We start from the raw sequence: 22110 nt of genomic DNA on the forward strand, positions 1-22110 counted from the left end.
CGGTACGCCACCACCTCTGTACATCGCCGCGGGGCGGGAGACATCCGGGTCTCCCGCCCCGCGGCGATGTTTCACGTGGAACGTCGGGCGTTCAGCGGCCGTAGCGGCGTTCGCGCAGGGAGTAGGAGCGCAGGGCGCGCAGGAAGTCGATCTCCCGGAAGTCCGGCCAGTAGGTCTCGCAGAAGTACATCTCGGCGTACGCGGACTGCCACAGGAGGAAGCCGGACAGCCGCTGCTCCCCGGAGGTGCGGATGATGAGGTCGGATTCGGACCGCGCCTTGGAGTACAGGTGCTTGGAGATGTGCTCCATGGTGAAGGTCTCGATGAACTCGTCGATGTCCCCGCCCTGGGCGCTGTGCTCGGTGAGGGCGGAGCGGACGGCGTCGACGATCTCCCGGCGGCCTCCGTATCCCACCGCGACGTCCACCTTGGTCCCGCCCTGTCGCCCCTGGGTGGCGGCGGTGGCGGTCTTGAGCCGGCTCGCGGACTCGGCAGGGAGGAGGTCGAGAGCTCCGACGACCTCGACGCGCCAGGGGTTGCCGGGCGCGGCCAGCCGCTCCACCACCTCGGCGATGATGTCGATCAGGGGGGTGAGCTGGTCCTCGGGCCGGTGCAGGTTGTCGTCGGAGAGCATGTAGAGGGTGACGTGCTCGATCTCGGCGGAGTCGCACCAGTGCAGGAAGTCCAGCACCTTCGCACCGCCGGCCCGGTAGCCCTCCCGCGGGTCCTCGATGCCCGATTCCTTGGCCCAGCGGCGGTTGCCGTCCAGCATGATGCCGATGTGCTGGGGGCGTGGGCGGCCCTCCAGCTCCCTGACGAGACGCTTCATGTACAGCGCATCGAGTGCGGCTCGTACCTTGGCCCGCATGCTCTGCCCCTTTCATCTCGTCGGCAGCGACCGGACGGCTCCGGCGGCGGTGTGCCGCTTGGCACCGCCCCGCAGGGGTGTGGCGCTGGTGCCCTCTGGGGTGACGATATCAAGAGCAGACAGCGCTGCTCCGGTGCCGAGCGGTGGCCTCGCGCACACCCGTTCCCACCCGGCCATGGTGGGCCGGCGATCCCTGACGTCTCGTCAACTGCCGCGCCGCCGAGCGTCGTTGGCGATCATCCCCGCGTCGCGGCCGAGCGCGGGTGTTACTGCCGGGACTGCCCGCCGGGGCGGCCATGGGCGGGAGGTCCAGTCCCTGGGGGTCGCGCTGAGCGCCGGCCGGAGAGCCGCTGCGCACGCTGGGTGACGACGACGCGAAGAACCCGCCCGGCCTGGCGTTTGCGCAGGTCGGACGGGCTCTTGGAGTGTGGAGCCTAGGGGAGTCGAACCCCTGACATCTGCCATGCAAAGACAGCGCTCTACCAACTGAGCTAAGGCCCCGGAGGAGACGTCCGGCCGGAGGATCCTCATACCGGCGGTCGCCGCAGACAAGAGTACCGGGTCGCCCCCCGTATCTCACAAATGATGGGGACTCCCGGGGAAACACCACGCTCCGTAAGATGCTCGGCGTGGTTCGCTGAAGCGAACTGCGGTTTTGGGGAAGCGATGGGGAGACGCAATGGACGCCGCACAGCAGGAAGCCACCGCGAGAGCGCGGGAACTGCAGCGGAACTGGTACGGGGAGCCGCTGGGGGCGCTCTTCCGTAGGCTCATCGACGATCTTGGTCTCAACCAGGCTCGTCTGGCGGGGGTGCTGGGGCTGTCCGCGCCGATGCTGTCGCAGCTGATGAGCGGGCAGCGGGCGAAGATCGGGAACCCCGCGGTGGTGCAGCGGGTGCAGCTGCTTCAGGACCTGGCGGGGCAGGTCGCGGACGGCAGCGTGAGCGCGGCCGAGGCCACCGAGCGCATGGACGAGATCAAGAAGTCGCAGGGGGGCTCGGTGCTCAACAACACCACGCAGACGACGAACAGTTCGGGAGCGCCCACGGTCAAGCGGGTGGTCCGTGAGATCCAGTCGCTGCTGCGTTCGGTGGCGGCCGCCGGCGACATAATCGACGCCGCGGACGCCCTCTCCCCGTCCCACCCGGAGCTGGCGGAGTTCCTGCGGGTGTACGGCGCCGGCCGTACCTCCGACGCGGTCGCGCACTACCAGTCCCACCAGAACTGACCCCCGGGGTCCGGCCGTCGACGGATTCGGCGGCCGGACCCGCGGGGAGTGGCGCGAGGGGGAGGAGCGGCACACAGCCATGGGTGAGGTCTTCGCCGGCCGGTACGAGCTGGTCGATCCGATCGGCCGTGGAGGGGTGGGTGCCGTCTGGCGTGCCTGGGACCACCGCCGTCGGCGCTATGTGGCCGCCAAGGTGCTGCAGCAGAGGGACGCCCACTCGCTGCTGCGCTTCGTGCGTGAGCAGGCGCTGCGGATCGACCATCCCCATGTGCTGGCTCCGGCCAGCTGGGCCGCCGACGACGACCAGGTCCTGTTCACCATGGACCTGGTCACGGGCGGTTCACTCGTCCACCTGGTCGGGGACTACGGCCCGCTGCCGCCGGCTTTCGTGTGCACCCTGCTGGACCAGCTCCTGGCGGGCCTGGCGGCGGTGCACGCGGAGGGTGTCGTGCACCGCGACGTCAAGCCGGCCAACGTGCTGCTCGAAGCCACCGGCACGGGGCGGCCCCGGCTCCGGCTGTCCGACTTCGGCATCGCGATGCGGCTGGGCGAGCCCCGGCTGACGGAGACCAACCTGGTGGTGGGGACGCCCGGTTATCTCGCGCCGGAGCAGATGATGGGCGCGGAACCGGACTTCGCCGCGGACCTGTTCGCCGTGGCACTGGTCGCCCTGTACCTGCTGGAGGGCGCCAAGCCGGATACCAAGGCGCTCGTGCAGTACTTCGCGGAGCACGGGACGCCGCCGGCTCCGCAGGGCATTCCCGAGCCGTTGTGGCAGGTCGTGGCCACGTTGCTGCAGCCGGACCCGGAGGCAAGGTTCCGTACGGCCACGGGGGCGCGCAAGGCGCTGGCCGCGGCGGCGGAGCTGCTGCCGGAGCCGGGTCCCGACGACGAGCTGATCGAGGTCTTCGACCACATAGGCCCACTGCCCCCGGGGTTCGGGCCCGGCGGACCGCTCAAGCGGGCCACGGGAGTGGACGACGTACCGACGGACCCGCGACAGCCCTCCGCCCCGGCGCAAGCCCCGCCGCACGCCCCGGACAGCACGCCATCACCACCGCAGCCACCCCCCTCACCCGAATCCCATCCTGCCCACGCCCCCGCCCCCGTTCGGCCGTCCGCCATGTCGGACACCGGGAGCTTTCCCCTGCCGCCCCCGCAGGTCACCGCCACGTCCGCCCCCGCGCCCGGCACGCCGCAGTCGCCCGTACACACACCGAACCCGTCCGCACAGCCGCAGGCGCCGGGATTCCCTGCCCCCCGGCACCAGACCTCGTACGCACCCCCGCACCCTTCTCAGACCCCCGCACCGCAGCCGTGGCAGCGCGCCGACGTGCCCACCGCCGCGTACACCGCGCAGGCGGCTCAGGACCCACACGTCCCGCAGGCCGCGCAGGCCCCGCAGACTCCCCCGCCCGCTCCGGCCCACCCCCAGCATCGCGCGGCTCGGCGCCGCCGTGCCGGTCCCCCGGCCCGCGTGGCGGTACCGCTGCTGCTGCTCGCCCTGGCCTGCTACGCCGTGGGCTTCTGGGCCCTGGCCCGCATCTGAGGCGCGGGCCCGCCGGGGCTCGTCAGACGGCCCGGCGTCGGGCCACCGCCGTCCACACGCCGAGCCCCGCCAGCAGGACGCTGCCGGCGCCGATCCCGCCCACGGCGAGCACCGTCATGGCGACGCCGCCGGCCCGGTCCGCTCCGTCCGCCGACGCCGCCTGCCGGTCGTGGGCCGACACCTCGAAGACGCCGTCGGGCACGGACTGCCCCGCGTACCCGGGCCCGGCCTGCGCCGTCCCCTCGAGCCGCAGGCGCAGGACCAGCGGGAAGGGGCCCTCTCCGAAGTCGTCGGCCACCTGGGCCGCGAGGTGCACCACGAGGTAGTAGTCGCCGGCGAACCGCATGCCGCTGACCCGGTCGTCGGTGGCGTAGCGGTTGGCGTACGCCACCGGTGGCGCGGGAGCGAGGGCGGCCGTGGCCCGACGGCCGGTGTACCCCTTGGCGGCGTCGACGACCTCGCCGCGCACGGGGTTGTGCAGGGCGAGGCGCAGCGCACCGGTCGCGTAGCCGGAACCGCTGTCGGTGCTGCCGAGTTCGGCGGCCGCGTACAGTTGCCGGCCCCAGTCGACGGGCACCTTGTAGAAGAGCGTCTGTCCGGGCCGGATGTCGTCGCGCCAGGCTCCCTGGCCGACGGGCGTGGCCCGGGCGAAGCCGCTGCCGCCCCGGCGGCGTTCGGGCTCGCCCGTGAGCGGACCGGGCGAGGCGGAGTTCCATGCCTCGGGTGCCTGTGTGGCGCCGGTGTGCGCAGGGCGTGATTCGGTGACGGCGGTGAGCTCCAGGCCCCAGGGGTCCGGTGGGGAGTCCTGCGGCCGGGACCGCTCGACGGTGACGTAGTAGGTGCCGGGGTCCTGGCATCGCGTCCCGCCGGGGGAGAGCGCGCGCACGCCCCAGGCCGTGACCGGGCGGGGGCTGCGGGCGGCACCGAAACTCGCGCTGTCCAAGGAGCAGGTGCCGCCGTCGGCGTCCTGTACGGACAGCCGGATGCCGTCGACGGCGGTGAGCTCGTCGCCCTCGCCGGGGACTGCGGTGGCGGAGACGTACGTGTCCGAGGCCGCGTCGAGTTCGAGGCGGTAGTGCAGCGTTCCGCTCCTCGGCAGGGAGCTGCGGTACGTCGTGCCGGGTTCGAGCAGCGGGGCGCCCGCGGTACCGCTCGCGCCCTCGACCCGCTGGGCGTTCTCGGCGAAGGCGTAACCGCCCGGCGTCCCGGCCGCCAGGGCCGTCCCGCCCGGCAGGACGGAGGTGGTGGCCAGCACCGCGGTGACGACGGCCAGACGCACCGGCCCCGGTGGGCGGCCACGTCCTGACCCGCCTCGCCACCGAGCCGTACACCACCGCACCATCAGCCGCCACCCCTCGCGCTCACCGTCGCACGGACCGTGGCCCATCCTGCCGCGCGCCCGGTGGTCTCCGCGCCCGGTCCGGACAACACAAAACCCCGACCGCGATGACGGCCGGGGTCTGCTCAGGACCGGATGTCGGTCGTACTCACGAACCCGTGGGCACGGAGTCAGTCGCCTCCGTCCACAGATCCTGCTCGGCGCGATCCGCCTGGATCTGGCGGTACACGAGGAGCCCGCCGATGGCGGCCAGTGCGACCAGGAGAAGCTTCTTCACCGCGCGACCTCGTCTTTCCTTGACGTAGGGGACCTCTGGCGCCCGACTATACACACCGGCCGATACCGATCGGTGATCTGAGTCGGCCCTCAACTGCCCGTCGGTGGAACCCAGTAGATACGGACCGAACCGTTCCGATCGGAGGGTGATCACACCTCCACGGACGGTGACTTTCGCCCAGACTTCTCCCTGATTCGAGCCTTTTCGGCCTCTTTGAGGCCAAACGGGTGGTGTTCATCTGAACATCGCGGCGCCACGGGCCCGGGTCCACCACTTCGCGGCCCACATACACATCATGAGGAAAGTACGCAAATCGCCCGACCCGAAAGTGAGGGGCCATGGCCCGGAACAAGGTCATGAAGCTGTGGACCGCCATCGTCACCGCCTTCCTCGCGCTGTGCACGGCGCTCGGATTCGTCACGACGACCGCCGCGGCGGCCGTACCGCAGACCGAGACGCACAGCAACACGGAGACCGCGCCCGCGTCGGCGGAACCGGCGGCGGCAGCACCCTGGTCCTGGTCCCGAGCAGGGGCCCTGCCCCCCACGATGAAACAGCGCATCCACGCCGAGGCCCACGGCAAGGCCCCCAGCTGCCGGCACCGTCCGCTCGCGGACACCGCGTCGGCCGTCACGACCCTGCCGGCCGCCGGCACCCAGTGCGACACCGCCGAGTCCCCGGCTCAGCAGCACACCGTCCCGCTCCAGCGCTGAGCGGCCCGGCGCACCGCGCCCCCGCCATCCGACCCTGACGTCACGGCGTATTGCGTACGCACCGCACGCGAGAAACGGCCCGGCCGCTCGACAGAGCAGCCGGGCCGTCGCCGTGCGGGCGGTCGGTTCAGAAGATCGGCGTCTGCGATTGGATGTCGGCGAGACCTTCTTCCATGGTCAGCGACGGCAGCACACGGACGCGGTTCCAGTGGGGGAGGCGAGCCTCCACCAGAAAGCGGTCGACATTCTCGGCCTTGTCGGCCTGCACCACCACGACGATCGTGTGCTCACGGTTCACGAAGGGACCGGCCACGATGTCGACGCCTGCCTTCTGGGCGAGGTTCGGCATGTCGGGAGCGGTCTTGAGCATCAGATCACGCGTTGTCGCGTTGGCGGTCGGACAGACTTCCGGATCGTGGGTCGCGAGCAGGACAAAGTGCATGTCACGGCTCCCTTTTCACTCGAGCCCCTACATTTCAGGCTAGGTCGTCCGGGAGTGACCCGCGAGTGCAGTGAAGAGGAGCCGTGAACGTCAAAGACCCCCAGTCGGTATCGACTGGGGGTCTTCTCGCTGGTGGGGCTAACAGGATTTGAACCTGTGGCCTCATCCTTATCAGGGATGCGCTCTAACCAACTGAGCTATAGCCCCGCCGCGCTCTGCGGTGTGTGTCCCGCGCGCTGACTCCTGAAGATTAGCGCACGAGGCGGGCAGTCCCAAAATCGGTTGTCGTGGGACCGCCCGCGCGGATCACTCGTCCTCGGCGAGCGTCAGCTCGACACCGCCGACGAAGCCGGCGGAGAGGTTGTAGATGAAGGCGCCGAGCGTGGCGAGAGCCGTCGCGAGGACGACGTCGATGACCGCGATGATCGTCGTGAACATCAGCACGTTGGGCAGCGACAGGAAGGACTGCAGGTCGAAGCCGTTTGACTCGTTCGAGCCGGTGGCCTCGGAGATCGTGCCGCCGACCGTCGAGAAGACGCCCATGGCGTCCATGACCATCCACAGCACCGCGGAGGCCACGATCGTGCAGATGCCGAGCGCGATGGAGAGAAGGAAGCTGACCTTCATCACCGACCACGGGTCGGCCTTGGCCACGCGCAGGCGTGCCTTGCGGACGCGGGGCGTGGTGCGCGCCCCGGTGCGCGGGCGGCGCGCGGCGGCCGCGGACGGGTTGCCGCCCTGGGTCTGGTAGGCCTGCGGCGGGTGGTACGGCCCGCCGGGCTGCTGGGGCTGCCGCTCCCCGGGCAGCGGCGAGGCCGACTGCCGGGTCTGCGGGCCTCTGGTGTCCGTCACAGTTCCCCCCTGGGATCCATGAGTGTCAGGCGCGTGCGAGCCGGTCGCGCCGTCGTCGATCTTGCGCAGCTGAGTCGTGTGCGGATCCGTCGCACGCGCGGCGGAGCCACGGCCGCCGTCCGTCTCCGTACCTCTCGGGGTACTGGCCGATCCGGCGCCCGTGGCTCCGCTCACGATGACTCTCTCCTCGTGCTACTCGGCCGAGGGCGCCTCACCCTCGTCCGTGCCGGTGGTCGCGGCACCCTCGGCGGCCTCGTCGACGACGACATCGCCGTCGACCTCCTCCGCCTCGCGTCCCGCCTCGGCGTTGCGCGCGATACCCACGACGGCATCGCGCTTGCCCAGATTGATCAGTTGGACGCCCATGGTGTCACGGCCCGTCTCCCTGACTTCGCTGACTCGCGTACGAATCACACCGCCCGAGAGTGTGATGGCGAGGATCTCGTCGTTCTCCTCGACCACCAGCGCGCCCACGAGCGTCCCGCGGTCCTCGACGATCTTGGCGGCCTTGATGCCGAGGCCGCCGCGACCCTGGACGCGGTACTCGTCGACGGAGGTCCGCTTCGCGTACCCGCCGTCGGTGGCAGTGAACACGAACGTACCGGCTCGAACAACATTCATCGAGAGCAGCTCGTCCCCGTCGCGGAAACTCATGCCCTTGACGCCCGAGGTGGCACGGCCCATGGGACGCAGAGTGTCGTCCGAAGCGGTGAACCTGATCGACTGCGCCTTCTTGCTGATCAGCAGCAGATCGTCCTCGGCCGAGACGAGCTCGGCTCCGATCAGCTCGTCGTCGGAACCGTCCGCCTGCTCGCGCAGGTTGATGGCGATCACGCCGCCCGAGCGCGGGGAGTCGTAGTCCTTCAGCGGCGTCTTCTTCACCAGGCCGGCCTTGGTGGCCAGGACCAGGTAGGGCACCGCCTCGTAGTCGCGGATCGCGCGGATCTGGGCGATCGTCTCGTCCGGCTGGAAGGCCAGCAGGTTCGCCACGTGCTGGCCGCGCGCGTCCCGGCCGGCGTCGGGCAGCTCGTACGCCTTGACCCGGTAGACACGGCCCTTGTTGGTGAAGAACAGCAGCCAGTGGTGGGTGGTGGACACGAAGAAGTGGTTGACGATGTCGTCTTCCTTGAGCTTCGTGCCGCGCACGCCCTTGCCGCCGCGCTTCTGGGCCCGGTAGTCGTCGGTCTTGGTGCGCTTGATGTAGCCGCCGCGCGTGACGGTGACGACGATGTCCTCTTCGGCGATCAGGTCCTCGATGGACATGTCGCCCTCGTAGGGGATCAGCTTGGTCTTGCGGTCGTCGCCGTACTTCTCGACGAGCGCCGCCAGCTCCGCGCTGACGATCCCGCGCTGACGGACCGGCGAGGCGAGGATCTCGTTGTACTCGTTGATCTTCGCCTGGAGTTCGTCGTGCTCCTGGACGATCTTCTGCCGCTCCAGGGCCGCCAGTCGCCGCAGCTGCATCTCGAGGATGGCGTTGGCCTGGATCTCGTCGATCTCCAGGAGGTCCATCAGGCCGCCGCGCGCGATCTCGACGGTGTCACTGCGCCGGATCAGGGCGATGACCTCGTCGATGGCGTCCAGGGCCTTGAGCAGACCGCGCAGGATGTGGGCGCGCTCCTCGGCCTTGCGCAGGCGGAACTTCGTCCGCCGGACGATGACCTCGATCTGGTGGTTCACCCAGTGCCGGATGAACGCGTCCAGGGAGAGGGTGCGCGGCACACCGTCGACCAGGGCCAGCATGTTGGCGCCGAAGTTCGACTGCAGGTCGGTGTGCTTGTACAGGTTGTTCAGGACGACCTTGGCGACCGCGTCCCGCTTGAGCACGATGACCAGGCGCTGGCCGGTGCGCGAGGACGTCTCGTCGCGGACGTCCGCGATGCCGCCGATCTTGCCGTCCTTCACCAGGTCGGCGATCTTCTGCGCGAGGTTGTCGGGGTTGGTCTGGTACGGCAGCTCCGTGACCACCAGGCACTGGCGGTTCTGGATCTCCTCGACCTCGACCACCGCGCGCATGGTGATCGAGCCGCGCCCGGTGCGGTAGGCCTCCTCGATGCCCTTGCGGCCCACCACCAGGGCGCCGGTCGGGAAGTCGGGGCCCTTGATGCGCTCGAGCAGCGCGTCCAGCAGCTCCTCGTGCGAGGCCTCGTAGTTCTCCAGGTACCACTGGGCGCCGGCCGCGACCTCGCGCAGGTTGTGCGGCGGGATGTTGGTCGCCATGCCGACCGCGATACCGGCCGAGCCGTTGATCAGCAGGTTCGGGAAGCGGGCGGGCAGGACGGTCGGCTCCTGGGAGCGGCCGTCGTAGTTGTCCGTGAAGTCGACGGTCTCCTCGTCGATGTCGCGGACCATCTCCATCGACAGCGGCGCCATCTTGCACTCGGTGTACCGCATGGCCGCCGCCGGGTCGTTGCCCGGCGAGCCGAAGTTGCCGTTGGAGTCGACGAGCGGCATCCGCATCGACCAGGGCTGGGCGAGGCGGACCAGGGCGTCGTAGATGGAGCTGTCGCCGTGGGGGTGGTAGTTGCCCATGACGTCGCCGACGACGCGGGCGCACTTGTAGAAGCCGCGCTCGGGCCGGTAGCCGCCGTCGTACATGGCGTACAGCACCCGGCGGTGGACGGGCTTGAGGCCGTCACGGACGTCGGGCAGCGCACGCGAGACGATGACGGACATCGCGTAGTCGAGGTAGGAGCGCTGCATCTCCGTCTCGAGCCCGACGGGCTCGACACGCATCGCCAGGGCGTCGCCCTCGGACGTCGTCACAGGGGTGTTCTCGTCGGTCATTGCTGGTGAAGGTCCTTCCTGGTGCGGTCAGCTGAGACCGACTCAGATGTCGAGGAAGCGGACGTCCTTGGCGTTGCGCTGGATGAACGCGCGGCGGGCCTCGACGTCCTCGCCCATCAGCACCGAGAACAGGTCGTCGGCCTGCGCGGCGTCGTCGAGCGTGACCTGGCCGAGCACGCGGTGCTCCTGGTCCATGGTCGTGATGCGCAGTTCCTCGGCGTTCATCTCACCGAGACCCTTGAAGCGCTGCACGGAGTCCTCGCGGATGCGCTTGCCGGCCTGGCGGCCCATCTCGATCAGCGCGTCGCGCTCGCGGTCCGAGTACGCGTACTCGAAGTCGTCCCGGCCCCACTTGATCTTGTAGAGCGGCGGACGCGACAGGTACACGTGCCCGGCCTCGACCAGCGGCCGCATGAAGCGGAACAGGAAGGTCAGCAGCAGGGTGTTGATGTGCTGGCCGTCGACGTCGGCGTCCGCCATCAGGATGATCTTGTGATAGCGGAGCTTCTCGATGTCGAAGTCCTCGTGCACGCCGGTGCCGAACGCGGAGATCATCGCCTGGATCTCCTGGTTCTGCAGGATCCGGTCGATGCGCGCCTTCTCCACGTTGAGGATCTTGCCTCGGATCGGGAGGATCGCCTGGTACTGCGGGTTGCGGCCGGACTTGGCCGAACCGCCGGCGGAGTCACCCTCGACGATGAAGATCTCGCACTTGGTCGGGTCGTTCGACTGGCAGTCGGACAGCTTGCCCGGCAGCGACGCCGACTCCAGCAGGCCTTTGCGGCGGGTCAGGTCACGCGCCTTGCGGGCCGCCACGCGCGCGGTGGCCGCCTGGATGCCCTTGCGGATGATGTCCGCGGCCTCGTTCGGGTTGCGGTCGAGCCAGTCGGCCAGGTGCTCGTAGACGACCTTCTGGACGAAGGTCTTCACCTCGGTGTTGCCCAGCTTCGTCTTGGTCTGGCCCTCGAACTGGGGCTCGCTCAGCTTCACCGAGATGATCGCCGTCAGACCCTCGCGGATGTCGTCACCCGTGAGGTTGTCGTCCTTCTCGCGCAGCAGCTTCTTGTCGCGCGCGTACTTGTTGATCAGCGAGGTGAGCGCCGCACGGAAGCCCTCCTCGTGCGTACCGCCCTCGTGCGTGTGGATGATGTTGGCGAAGGAGTACACGCCCTCGGTGTAGCCGCCGTTCCACTGCATCGCGACCTCGAGGGACAGGTTCTTGTCCTTGTCCTCGGCCTCGAGGTCGATCACGCTCGGGTGCACCAGCTCTCCCTTGCGGGAGTTGAGGTACTTCACGAAGTCGACGATGCCGCCCTCGTAGTGGTACGAGACGGTCTTGACCTCGTGCTTCTCGTCCTCGCCCGCCTCGTCCGCGCCGGCGGTGGCCTTCGCCGACTCGCGCTCGTCGGTGAGGTTGATCTTCAGGCCCTTGTTGAGGAAGGCCATCTCCTGGAAACGCCGGGAGAGCGTCTCGAAGGAGTAGTCGGTGCTCTCGAAGATGTCGCCGTCGGCCCAGAAGGTGACCGACGTGCCGGTCTCCTCGGTGGCCTCGTGCCGAGCGAGCGGTGCCGTGGGCACACCCAGCTTGTAGTCCTGCGTCCAGCGGTAGCCGTCGGTCTTGACCTCCACGGCGACCTTCGTGGAGAGGGCGTTGACGACGGAGACACCCACGCCGTGCAGACCACCGGAGACCGCGTAACCGCCGCCGCCGAACTTGCCGCCCGCGTGCAGCACGGTCAGCACGACCTCGACGGCGGGCTTGCCCTCGGACGGGACGATGCCCACCGGGATGCCACGGCCGTTGTCGACGACCCGGACACCGCCGTCGGCGAGGATCGTCACGTCGATGGTGTCCGCGTGACCGGCCAGCGCCTCGTCGACGGAGTTGTCCACGACCTCCTGCACCAGGTGGTGCAGGCCCCGCTCACCGGTCGAGCCGATGTACATGCCGGGTCGCTTGCGGACCGCGTCCAGACCCTCGAGGACGGTGATGGCACTGGCGTCGTACGAGGCGGGAGCTTCGCCGTCGGCGGTGCTCACCGGGTCGTTCACGCCGGTGTCGGTGGACGGGTTGTTCTCGTTGGGGTTGCCGGAATCGGCCACGAAGCGCCCTTTCTGGCACAGCACGAGCCGGGCTCGTCGGCGGGTTGCCGGAGCGGCTGCGGCATGTTGCGTTGGTAAGCCTTGATCAGCGTTGCTCAGCTTGTCCCGGACGGTCCCCACGTTCGGGGCGGGATTGTCTTCCATTCTACCGGTAGCACTGACACTGATGGGGGTTTGCCGGTGCCTGAGTTCGCATGTGCCGCCCTGAACGAGGCTCTCCCGACTCCCGATATGCGGAAGGGGTCCTCAAGAGGCTCACGACGGCACTCAGCGCTTCGAGGCGTCAACCCTTGGCTACTTGGGAGTCAGATCGGGATTCGCAACCGTGTGCGGTGGGACGCCGCACCGGGCACCGACGGTCCGCACCGACCTTCGACGCCTGTGAATGTGATGTACCTCACCAACCCGCAGGGCGGGCGGACGGGTCACCCGTAGGTGTCCCCGGGGCCCTTGCTGCCCGGCGCGCGCAAAGGACCGTAACGCCGGGCGGAACCACCCGGACCGTGCACCTTGATCACCCGCACCGAGCCGTGCCCGAGGTCCTCGTTGAGCCGGGCCACCAGCGTCGGCGCCAGCAGCCGCAGATTCGTCGCCCAGGCCGTCGAGTCGCACCGGACGACCAGCACCCGCTCGTCCTCGTCGTACCGCTCCGGCACACAGTGCTTGGCCACGTCCTCACCCACGATCTGCGGCCAGCGGCCCATCACACCGCCCACCGCGGCCGGCGTCTCCCACCCGCGCTCCGTGATCAGCCGGTTGATCGCCGAACCCAGCGCCATCGGATCACGACCGTCCGCGCGCGCACCGGAACGCAGCCCACCGCGCCGCGCCTGACGCTTCTGCTGCGCCGCGTCCCCCCGCGCGCGCGCCGCCTCCCGCGCCGCCCTCAGCGCCACCCGTGCCAGATCCACACCCGACGGCTCGGCGGCCCCGCCGCCCTTGCCCCGCTCGCCCTCGGAGTTCCCGGGGACCGGTCCGTCCGCGCTCATACGCGCTCCACCGTCCCCTCCGCCACGGAGTACCGCGCCCCCGCCAGCACGTGCGGCACGTCGTCGTCCACCGCGGCGGTCACCAGCACCTGCTCACCGGGCGCCACCAGTTCGGCCAGCCGCTCCCGGCGCCGCGCGTCCAGCTCGGCGAACACGTCGTCGAGCACCAGCACCGGCTCGTTGCCCTCGGCCCGCAACAGGTCGAACGACGCCAGCCGCAACGCCAGCGCGTACGACCACGACTCACCGTGGGAGGCGTACCCCTTGGCGGGCAGCTGGCCGAGTTTCAGCACCAGGTCGTCCCGGTGCGGGCCGACCAGCGTGACGCCCCGCTCGATCTCCTGCTTCCGGGCCTCGCCGAGCGCGGCCATCAGCTGCTCGTACAGGTCCTCGCGCGTGTGCGCCTCGCCGGGCGCCGACGGCTTGTACTCCAGCGCCACCGGTCCACCGCCGGGCGCCAGCTGCTCGTACGCCTTGTCGGCCAGCGGCTGCACTGCGGCGATCAGGTCCAGACGCTGCGCCAGCAGCTCGGCACCCACCCGGGACAGGTGCTGGTCCCAGACGTCGAGCGTGGACAGATCCATCGTGCGGCCCCCGTGCCGGCGGGCGAGCGCGGCCGACTTCAGCAGGGTGTTGCGCTGCTTGAGGACCCGGTCGTAGTCCGAGCGCACCCCGGCCATGCGCGGGGAACGGGCGGTGATCAGCTCGTCGAGGAAACGGCGCCGCTCACCGGGGTCCCCCTTGACCAGCGCGAGATCCTCGGGCGCGAACAGCACGGTCCGCACGATGCCCAGCACGTCACGCGGCCTGACCTGCGACGACCTGTTGATCCGGGCACGGTTGGCCTTGCCCGGGTTCAGCTCCAGCTCGATCAGCTGCTGCCGCTCGCCCTGCCGCACCTGCGCCCGGATCACCGCCCGGTCGGCACCCATGCGCACCAGGGGCGCGTCCGAGGAGACCCGGTGGCTGCCGAGGGTGGCCAGATAGCCGACCGCCTCGACGAGATTCGTCTTCCCCTGCCCGTTCGGGCCGACGAAGGCGGTGACGCCCGGGTCCAGCGGGACCTCGACCCGGGCGTACGAGCGGAAGTCGGCCAGCGACAGATGCGTGACGTGCATGGTCGTTCGCCGACCTCCCCAACCTTCGGGTGTTGCTTACTTCTTCTCCACCGCGTGACCGCCGAACTGGTTGCGCAGCGCGGCGATCATCTTCATCTGCGGCGAGTCGTCCTGCCGGGACGCGAACCGCGCGAACAGCGACGCCGTGATCGCCGGCAGCGGCACCGCGTTGTCGATCGCGGCCTCCACGGTCCAGCGTCCCTCACCGGAGTCCTGTGCGTAACCGCGCAGCTCGTCCAGGTGCTCGTCCTCGTCGAGCGCGTTGACGGCCAGGTCCAGCAGCCAGGAACGGATGACCGTGCCCTCCTGCCAGGACCGGAAGACCTCGCGGACGTTCTCCACGGAGTCGACCTTCTCCAGCAGCTCCCAGCCCTCGGCGTAGGCCTGCATCATCGCGTACTCGATGCCGTTGTGGACCATCTTCGCGAAGTGGCCCGCGCCCACCTTGCCGGCGTGCACGGCACCGAAGTCACCCTCCGGCTTGAGGGCGTCGAAGACCGGCTGCACCTTGGCGACGTTCTCCGCGTCGCCGCCGTACATCAGCGCGTAGCCGTTCTCCAGACCCCAGACACCGCCGGAGACACCGCAGTCCACGAAGCCGATGCCCTTGGCGGCCAGCTCCTCGGCGTGCTTCTCGTCGTCCGTCCAGCGGGAGTTCCCGCCGTCCACGACGACGTCGCCGGGCTCCAGCAGCTCCCCCAGCTGGTCGACGGTGGCCTGGGTGGGCTCACCGGCCGGGACCATCACCCAGACCACGCGGGGGGCGCTGAGCTTGCCCACAAGCTCTTCGAGGCTGTGGACATCCGCGAGATCCGGATTGCGGTCGTATCCGACGACGGTGTGGCCCGCGCGGCGGATCCGCTCGCGCATGTTGCCGCCCATCTTGCCGAGGCCGACGAGACCGAGCTCCATCAGTTGCGTTCCTTAGGTCTGCGAGGTGGCGTGGCGGCACGTCCGCACCCGGCGGATGCGTGCCGCGGCACTTTCGTACCCGCGTACGAGCCTAAACCCGCAACCCCGTGCACAGCTGTGGGCATACGCGCTCATGCGTATGCCCCCACCTGGGGCTTTGCCCTCAGCCTGTGGACAACCCGAACGGCCTCAACCGCTCAGCCGCTCAGCCGCACCGGCATGATCAGGTACTTGTAGGCCTCGTCCGCCTCGGCGTCCACCGCGGGCCTGCCGCTGAGCAGCGCCGGCTTCGTGGACGTCGTGAAGGACAGCTGGGCCACCGGCGAGTCGATCGCGCTCAGGCCGTCCAGCAGGAACGTCGGGTTGAAGGCGATCGAGATGTCGTCGCCCTCGAGCTGCGCGTCGACCCTTTCCACAGCCTGTGCGTCGTCGCTGGAGCCGGCCTCCAGGATGAGCACGCCCTGCTCGAAGCTGAGCCGCACCGGGGTGTTGCGCTCGGCGACCAGGGCCACCCGCTTGACGGCCTCCACGAAGGGGGCGGTCTCGATCACGGCGACGCTGTTGAACTCCGTCGGGAACAGCGTCTTGTACTTCGGGAGGTCGCCCTCCAGCAGACGCGTCGTCGTCCGGCGGCCCGCGCCCTCGAAACCGATCAGGCCCTCACCCGCACCCGACCCGGACAGCGCCAGGATCACCTGGTCGCCGCTGGTCAGCGCCTTGGCGGTGTCCAGGAGCGTCTTGGCGGGCACCAGCGCGACCGCGGAGGTCTCCGGGTTCTCCGGCTTCCACAGGAACTCGCGGACGGCGAACCGGTAACGGTCCGTGGAGGCCAGCGTCACCGTGTCGCCCTCGATCTCGATGCGCACACCGGTGAGGACGGGCAGCGTGTCGTCACGGCCGGCGGCGATGGCGACCTGCTGCACGGCCGCGGAGAAGACCTCGCCGGGGACGGTGCCCGTGGCGTTCGGCATCTGCGGCAGGGCCGGGTACTCCTCCACCGGCAGGGTGTGGAGGGTGAAGCGCGAGGAGCCGCAGACCACCGTCGCCCGTACACCGTCTGTGGAAATCTCCACCGGACGGTTGGGCAGGGCGCGGGAGATGTCGGCGAGCAGCCGGCCGGAGACGAGGACCGTGCCCTCCTCCTCGACCTCCGCCTCCACCGACACCCTCGCGGAGACCTCGTAGTCGAAGCTGGACAGGCTCAGCTGCCCCTCCTCGGCCTTCAGCAGCAGGCCCGCGAGGACCGGCGCCGGCGGACGGGCCGGGAGGCTGCGAGCCGCCCAGGCCACTGCCTCCGCGAGTACGTCGCGTTCCACCCGGATCTTCACTGTTGCCGCCTCCTGCTGTTGCCGGCGCTTCTCGCCCTGCTTCGCCTTCGTCGTCTGACCCGGTGTCGCCGGCCCCGTCGAGGGGCAGAACACCGGGGACCAGTCTGACGCACCGCACTGACAGTAGGTGCCCTTCGGGGTCAAGTCGCGACGAGGCGCGGTCGGGGTCGAGACAGCGAGTTGTGCACAGGCCCCGCTTCGAAACGATTCCCGCTCTCTCTCTAGTCGGGAGTAGTAGTAGGGCCTGTGGATACCGTGGATAACCCTGTTTCCGCAGGTCAGAGCAGGAATTTTGTCCACGGGGCCTGTGGGCGGAGCCGGTGGACAACCGGGCGTCTCTGTGGAGAACAGAAAGTTCTGCACACGCCGTGCACAGGGAGGGGCGACTTCTCCCCAGCGCCGTCCCCAGGTTTACCCACCTTTCCCACAGCCCAATCAGGCACCTTGGTGTGACGCCTTTCACTCGGGGCGGTGAGAAGCCGCGTCGGGTTGCCGAACAGTGGACAGCCATGTGGAGAAGCCGGTGATCGCTGGGGACAACCGGCTCCAGCCTGTGGGTTGCCGGTGGACAACTTGACGCGCGGGCTGGGGGCCTTTCCGTTGTCCACAGCCTGTGGAGATCTTTTGTCCACGGATCCACAAGGGGCTGACCTGCCCTGATCATTCCTCAACACCCCAGCCTGTGGACAGGATCGGGACAACTTCCCGGTCCCCAAGCTGTGGAGGGGAAAAAGTCGCCGAATCTGTGGAGAGAGGCCGTAACCCGGCACGTATTCGAACAGCGGAGGTCCGGGGCGGAGCCGGCGCGGGGAGCTGTCCGGCGCTTCGGAGGGCTCTCCGGGCAGCGTTTGGGGCTCCCGTGCGCGGCGTCCGAGGCTCGTCTGCGCCGGTTCCGAGGTGCACCTGGGCCGGTTCCCGAGGCTCACCTGCGCCGGCTCCGGAGCTTCCCGCATCGGGTTCGGGAGCTTCCTCGCGCGTGTTTGGGGGGTCCCCCGCGCCGGCTCCGGGGCACGGAAAAGGCGCCCCCAGGGCTCTCCAGAGGGCGCCTCCAGGACGCGTTCCGGCGCTTGCCGGCGGCCGTCAGCCGTTCTTGATGCGGTTGGTCAGCTCCGTCACCTGGTTGTAGATGGAGCGCCGCTCGGCCATCAGATTGCGGATCTTGCGGTCGGCGTGCATCACCGTGGTGTGGTCCCGGCCGCCGAACAGCGCGCCGATCTTCGGCAGCGAGAGGTCCGTCAGCTCGCGGCAGAGATACATGGCGATCTGGCGCGCCGTCACCAGGGCGCGCCCGCGGGAGGTGCCGCACAGGTCCTCGACGGTGAGGCCGAAGTAGTCGGCGGTGGCGCCCATGATGGCCGTGGACGTGATCTCGGGGGCCGAGTCCTCGCCGCCGGGGATCAGGTCCTTGAGGACGATCTCGGTCAGGCCCAGGTCGACCGGCTGCCGGTTGAGCGACGCGAACGCGGTGACCCGGATCAGCGCGCCCTCCAGCTCGCGGATGTTGCGCGAGATGCGGGAGGCGATGAACTCCAGCACCTCCGGCGGGGCGTTGAGCTGTTCCTGTACCGCCTTCTTGCGCAGGATCGCGATGCGCGTCTCCAGTTCGGGCGGCTGGACGTCGGTGGTCAGGCCCCACTCGAAACGGTTCCGCAGCCGGTCCTCGAGCGTCACCAGCTGCCTGGGCGGCCGGTCGGAGGACAGGACGATCTGCTTGTTGGCGTTGTGGAGCGTGTTGAAGGTGTGGAAGAACTCCTCCTGCGTCGACTCCTTGTCCGCCAGGAACTGGATGTCGTCGACGAGCAGGATGTCCATCTCTCGGTAGCGCTTGCGGAAGCTGTCGCCCTTGCCGTCGCGGATGGAGTTGATGAACTCGTTGGTGAACTCCTCCGAGCTCACGTACCGCACGCGCGTGCCGGGGTAGAGGCTGCGCGCGTAGTGCCCGATCGCGTGGAGCAGGTGCGTCTTGCCGAGCCCGGACTCTCCGTAGATGAAGAGGGGGTTGTACGCCTTGGCGGGTGCTTCGGCGACGGCCACGGCCGCCGCGTGGGCGAAGCGGTTGGAGGCGCCGATGACGAAGGTGTCGAAGAGGTACTTCGGGTTGAGGCGCGCGGTGGGTTCGCCGGGGCCGGTCGCCGGTGCGGGCTGCGCGGCCAGCGGGCCCGGGGCGCCGGTTGCGGGACCGGGGCCGACGGGACCGCCGCGGTGGACATGGCCGGAGCCGGGCGGCGGCTCGGGAAGGTCGCGCCGGGCGCCGCGCTGGTCGTAGTCGCCGCGGGGCTGGTCGTAGTCGGTGCGCTGGGGGTCGTACGGGGGGCGCTCCGGCGGCTGCGGGCGGCGGTCCTGGGCACGCCGGTCCTGCGGGTACGCGTCCTGGGGGTACGGCTCCTGGCCGTAGGAGTCCTGGGGGTAGGAGTCCTGCGGGTAACCGTCCTGGGAGGGCGGACCGTAGGAGTCCTGCTGCGGCGAGGCGTAGGGATCCCGCTCCGGGAAGCCGAGGCGCTGCTGCTGCCAGCCGTAGTCGTCCTGCTGGGAAGGGCGGGGCCAGGAGCCGGGCTCGGGACGCTGGTATTCCTGCGGGTAGGCCGGGCGGGCGGTGGGGAGCTGGTCGGCGCGGTGGCGGCCGTATCCCTCGTAGTCGTCGCGGTTGTGGGTTCCCTGGCCGCTCTGGCCCGCTCCGCTTCCTCCCTGGCCGGGGGACGGGAGCTCGGGCTCCTCGTAGCGCGGCTGGGGGCGGGCGGGCGGTGCCGGCGGCGCTGGGGGTTCGCCCGCGGTGTCGTCGACGGTGATCGCGATGCGGATGGGGCGGCCGCACTCCCGGCTCAGCGTCTCGCTGACGACGGGGGCGAGCCGGCCCTCGAGCACGCCCTTCGCGAACTCGTTGGGTACGGCGAGGAGGGCGGTGTCGGCGACCAGTGCCAGGGGCTGGCAGCGGCGGATCCAGTGCTCGTCCTTCGATTCGACCCCTTGCCCGCGGCCCTCTCCCAGGAGCTGCTCCAGTACGCGTGGCCACACTGCGGCAAGATCGGCAGGTACGTCAGCCACAGGGCACGCTCTCTCACGAGTCCCTCGAAGGTGTGATTCGGGGACGGGTCGGGATGAAACTCGGGTGGGGCAGGGATAAGGGAACGAATCGGAGTTCAGTCACGGTAGTCAGCGCGACGGGTAGGGTTCAAGTCGTTGTCCCCAGCCTGTGGACAAGTGTGCCTCGGTCACCTCTGGTTTGACCGAATGGCGCAGTCTCACGTACCGTAACCAGGTCGAGTTGTCGATGGCTGCTGCCGCCTGCCTCCGATGGGCACAGGTCACGTCCAAGGTGATCGAAAAAGCGGTGCACTCGGGCGTGACGAGAGCTACTCGTGGGCGCACGGTGACAGCCAGGACGGCACCCCGCCAACCCCGATTCTTTCTGGAGCCCCCGAGTGAGCAAGCGCACCTTCCAGCCGAACAACCGTCGTCGCGCCAAGACCCACGGCTTCCGGCTGCGTATGCGCACCCGTGCCGGCCGCGCGATTCTCGCGACCCGCCGCAGCAAGGGTCGCGCCCGTCTGTCCGCCTGATCCCGGTCAGGTCATGACATCGTGCTGCCCACCGAGAACCGGCTGAGGCGGCGCGAGGACTTCGCGACCGCGGTACGACGAGGCCGCCGGGCCGGCCGCCCGGCTCTCGTCGTCCACCTTCGAAGCGGTGCCACGGACCCGCACGCGCCTGGGGAGAGCGCTCCCCCGACACGTGCGGGTTTCGTCGTGAGCAAAGCCGTGGGTGGCGCGGTGGTGCGCAACAAGGTGAAGCGCAGGCTTCGCCATCTGATGCGCGACCGGGTCGACCTGTTTCCCCCCGGTAGCCTGGTAGTCGTACGAGCGCTGCCCGGTGCGGGTGACGCCGACCATGCACAGCTGGCCCAAGACCTGGACGCCGCCCTGAAGCGGCTACTGGGAGGGGGCGCGCGATGAAGTACCCGCTGCTGGCTCTGATCAAGCTCTACCAGTGGACGATCAGTCCTCTGCTCGGGCCGGTCTGCAAGTACTACCCGTCGTGCTCCCACTACGGCTACACGGCCATCGACCGGCACGGTGCCATCAAGGGAACGGCACTCACCGCCTGGCGCATCCTGCGGTGCAATCCGTGGTCGCTGGGCGGGGTGGACCATGTTCCGCCGCGCAAGCGCCCGCGGTGGCACGAAATGCTGCGTGACGCCTGGCGTGCACGCAGGGGCGGGCCCTCCGCCGCCGAACCGGCCATCGAGGGACAGACTTCTCCCACGAGTCCGTCCAGTCCTTCGAGCCCGGCCGCAGAGACCCAGTCCCATGCCCAAGGAGCATGATTAGTGGACACGATTGCCAGCCTCTTCAGCTTCATCACGACACCTGTCTCCTGGGTCATCGTCCAGTTCCACAGCGTGTACGGCGCCATTTTCGGCCCTGACACGGGATGGGCCTGGGGCCTGTCCATCGTGTCCCTGGTGATTCTGATCCGCATCTGCCTGATCCCGCTCTTCGTGAAGCAGATCAAGTCGACGCGTGCGATGCAGACGCTCCAGCCGGAGATGAAGAAGATCCAGGAGCGCTACAAGAACGACAAGCAGCGTCAGTCCGAAGAGATGATGAAGCTGTACAAGGAGACGGGCACCAACCCGCTCTCCTCGTGCCTTCCCATCCTGGCGCAGTCCCCGTTCTTCTTCGCCCTGTATCACGTGCTCAACGGCATCGCGACGGGCGACACCATCGGCGTGATCAACGAGCGCCTGCTGGAGAGCGCGCAGAAGGCCCACATCTTCGGTGCTCCGCTGGCGGCGAAGTTCACCGACGGTGCGTCGAAGGTGGAGGCTCTCGGGTCCTCCATCACCGACGTCCGCGTCGTCACCGCCATCATGATCGTCCTGATGTCGGCGTCGCAGTTCTTCACCCAGCGCCAGCTGATGACCAAGAACGTCGACACGACGGTGAAGACGCCGTTCATGCAGCAGCAGAAGATGCTGATGTACGTCTTCCCGGTCATGTTCGCCGTCTTCGGCATCAACTTCCCGGTCGGTGTCCTCGTCTACTGGCTCACCACCAACGTGTGGACCATGGGCCAGCAGATGTACGTCATCCGCAACAACCCGACCCCGGGTTCCAAGGCCCAGGCCGCCTACCTGGAGCGCCTGCACAAGCACGTCACCGAGCACGGCAAGACGCGTGGCCGCGGACAGAAGGCCATCGTGAAGGCGATCGTCGCCAAGGGCCGGGACCGCAACGAGTTCGAGCGCAAGTTCATCAACGGTCTGAACAAGGCGGGTCTGGCGGCCCAGCCCGACGGCACCGTGGTGAAGAGCGATGCACCCGTCGCCGTGCAGACCGAGGACGGTGCTCCCGTCGCGACGGGCACGCCGAAGCGTCAGCAGCCCAAGCGGCAGAGCAAGTCCCAGCGGCAGTCCACGAAGGCGGCCGGCGAGGCCGAGCCGAAGACCTCGCTCACCAAGTCCGACGAGCCGGAGGACGCCAAGCCGGGCACCCAGCCCGCCGCCAAGAAGTCCGCTCAGAAGCCCGGCGGCGGTGGCCGCAGCAAGGCCCAGTCCGGACAGCGCAAGGGCCCGCAGCGGCCCAAGTCCCCGTCGAAGAAGTAAGAA

The 22110-nt window shown here is 69.4% G+C and carries 19 protein-coding genes and 2 tRNA genes; 7 read left to right on the forward strand and 14 right to left on the reverse strand.

From position 1 onward, the window contains the following. Positions 1–91 precede the first annotated feature (91 nt). The gene (locus IEZ05_RS12680; RefSeq protein ID WP_189230163.1) at positions 92–868 is read right to left on the reverse strand and encodes an isoprenyl transferase; all 777 of its coding nucleotides are present in this window, start codon (positions 866–868) and stop codon (positions 92–94) included. A 428-nt stretch (positions 869–1296) separates the two neighbouring features. Next, positions 1297–1369: transfer RNA gene (locus tag IEZ05_RS12685), tRNA-Ala, on the reverse strand. 178 nt (positions 1370–1547) lie between these two features. Between IEZ05_RS12685 and IEZ05_RS12690 the strand changes: the two genes are divergently transcribed. Both IEZ05_RS12690 and IEZ05_RS12695 read left to right on the forward strand, forming a co-directional pair. Continuing rightward, positions 1548–2096: a helix-turn-helix domain-containing protein gene (locus tag IEZ05_RS12690; protein ID WP_189230164.1), complete on the forward strand. Its 549-nt coding sequence runs from the start codon at positions 1548–1550 to the stop codon at positions 2094–2096. A 79-nt stretch (positions 2097–2175) separates the two neighbouring features. Next, entirely contained in the window at positions 2176–3645 is a 1470-nt protein-coding gene (locus IEZ05_RS12695; protein WP_189230165.1) for a serine/threonine-protein kinase, read from the forward strand. 22 nt (positions 3646–3667) lie between these two features. On the opposite strand, the gene IEZ05_RS12700 is transcribed toward IEZ05_RS12695, so the two are convergent. Both IEZ05_RS12700 and IEZ05_RS36325 read right to left on the reverse strand, forming a co-directional pair. After that, positions 3668–4987 carry a hypothetical protein gene (locus tag IEZ05_RS12700; RefSeq protein ID WP_189230350.1) on the reverse strand — a complete coding sequence of 440 codons (1320 nt, stop codon included), beginning with the start codon at positions 4985–4987 and terminating at the stop codon, positions 3668–3670. Between the two features lie 145 nt (positions 4988–5132). Continuing rightward, positions 5133–5261 (reverse strand): DLW-39 family protein, encoded by a 129-nt coding sequence (locus IEZ05_RS36325; protein WP_003999697.1) that lies wholly within the window; start codon positions 5259–5261, stop codon positions 5133–5135. Between the two features lie 338 nt (positions 5262–5599). Here IEZ05_RS36325 and IEZ05_RS12710 point away from each other — a divergent pair, with 338 nt between their 5' ends. Continuing rightward, positions 5600–5974 (forward strand): DUF6344 domain-containing protein, encoded by a 375-nt coding sequence (locus IEZ05_RS12710; RefSeq protein ID WP_189230166.1) that lies wholly within the window; start codon positions 5600–5602, stop codon positions 5972–5974. A gap of 127 nt (positions 5975–6101) precedes the next feature. Here IEZ05_RS12710 and IEZ05_RS12715 read toward each other — a convergent pair whose 3' ends face one another. From IEZ05_RS12715 to dnaA, 10 genes are all read right to left on the reverse strand, one after another. Next, positions 6102–6416, reverse strand: a complete 315-nt coding sequence (locus IEZ05_RS12715) for a hypothetical protein (RefSeq protein ID WP_229869696.1) — start codon at positions 6414–6416, stop codon at positions 6102–6104. Positions 6417–6546: 130 nt separating this feature from the next. Then, positions 6547–6623, reverse strand: a tRNA-Ile gene (locus IEZ05_RS12720). Positions 6624–6722: 99 nt separating this feature from the next. Further along, complete coding sequence (locus tag IEZ05_RS12725) at positions 6723–7442, reverse strand: DUF3566 domain-containing protein (RefSeq protein ID WP_189230167.1); 720 nt, start codon at positions 7440–7442, stop codon at positions 6723–6725. Between the two features lie 18 nt (positions 7443–7460). Continuing rightward, entirely contained in the window at positions 7461–10055 is a 2595-nt protein-coding gene (gene gyrA / locus IEZ05_RS12730; RefSeq protein ID WP_189230168.1) for a DNA gyrase subunit A, read from the reverse strand. A 42-nt stretch (positions 10056–10097) separates the two neighbouring features. Beyond that, complete coding sequence (gene gyrB, locus IEZ05_RS12735) at positions 10098–12158, reverse strand: DNA topoisomerase (ATP-hydrolyzing) subunit B (RefSeq protein ID WP_189230169.1); 2061 nt, start codon at positions 12156–12158, stop codon at positions 10098–10100. A 425-nt stretch (positions 12159–12583) separates the two neighbouring features. Then, positions 12584–13147 carry a DUF721 domain-containing protein gene (locus tag IEZ05_RS12740; protein WP_189230170.1) on the reverse strand — a complete coding sequence of 188 codons (564 nt, stop codon included), beginning with the start codon at positions 13145–13147 and terminating at the stop codon, positions 12584–12586. Beyond that, positions 13144–14265: a DNA replication/repair protein RecF gene (recF, locus tag IEZ05_RS12745; protein WP_189230171.1), complete on the reverse strand. Its 1122-nt coding sequence runs from the start codon at positions 14263–14265 to the stop codon at positions 13144–13146. The genes IEZ05_RS12740 and recF overlap by 4 nt, the downstream gene beginning before the upstream one ends. Positions 14266–14301: 36 nt before the next feature. Next, positions 14302–15177 carry a phosphogluconate dehydrogenase (NAD(+)-dependent, decarboxylating) gene (gene gnd, locus IEZ05_RS12750; protein WP_189230172.1) on the reverse strand — a complete coding sequence of 292 codons (876 nt, stop codon included), beginning with the start codon at positions 15175–15177 and terminating at the stop codon, positions 14302–14304. A gap of 197 nt (positions 15178–15374) precedes the next feature. Next, positions 15375–16505 carry a DNA polymerase III subunit beta gene (gene dnaN, locus IEZ05_RS12755; RefSeq protein ID WP_161163705.1) on the reverse strand — a complete coding sequence of 377 codons (1131 nt, stop codon included), beginning with the start codon at positions 16503–16505 and terminating at the stop codon, positions 15375–15377. Positions 16506–17585: 1080 nt separating this feature from the next. Beyond that, complete coding sequence (gene dnaA, locus IEZ05_RS12760) at positions 17586–19547, reverse strand: chromosomal replication initiator protein DnaA (RefSeq protein ID WP_189230173.1); 1962 nt, start codon at positions 19545–19547, stop codon at positions 17586–17588. 377 nt (positions 19548–19924) lie between these two features. On the opposite strand from dnaA, the gene rpmH reads away from it, so the two are divergent. Genes rpmH through yidC form a run of 4 tightly spaced genes read left to right on the forward strand, consistent with a single transcriptional unit; the run spans position 19925 to position 22107 of the window. Then, positions 19925–20062, forward strand: coding sequence for a 50S ribosomal protein L34 (gene rpmH / locus IEZ05_RS12765; RefSeq protein ID WP_003975051.1), 138 nt, complete (start codon positions 19925–19927; stop codon positions 20060–20062). 21 nt (positions 20063–20083) lie between these two features. Beyond that, positions 20084–20455: a ribonuclease P protein component gene (gene rnpA, locus IEZ05_RS12770; RefSeq protein ID WP_189230174.1), complete on the forward strand. Its 372-nt coding sequence runs from the start codon at positions 20084–20086 to the stop codon at positions 20453–20455. Next, entirely contained in the window at positions 20452–20826 is a 375-nt protein-coding gene (gene yidD, locus IEZ05_RS12775) for a membrane protein insertion efficiency factor YidD (RefSeq protein ID WP_161166775.1), read from the forward strand. The genes rnpA and yidD overlap by 4 nt, the downstream gene beginning before the upstream one ends. 3 nt (positions 20827–20829) lie before the next feature. Continuing rightward, complete coding sequence (gene yidC, locus IEZ05_RS12780; RefSeq protein WP_189230175.1) at positions 20830–22107, forward strand: membrane protein insertase YidC; 1278 nt, start codon at positions 20830–20832, stop codon at positions 22105–22107. Positions 22108–22110 lie beyond the last annotated feature (3 nt).

Source organism: Streptomyces flaveolus, from assembly GCF_014648815.1.
Lineage (GTDB): Bacteria > Actinomycetota > Actinomycetes > Streptomycetales > Streptomycetaceae > Streptomyces > Streptomyces flaveolus.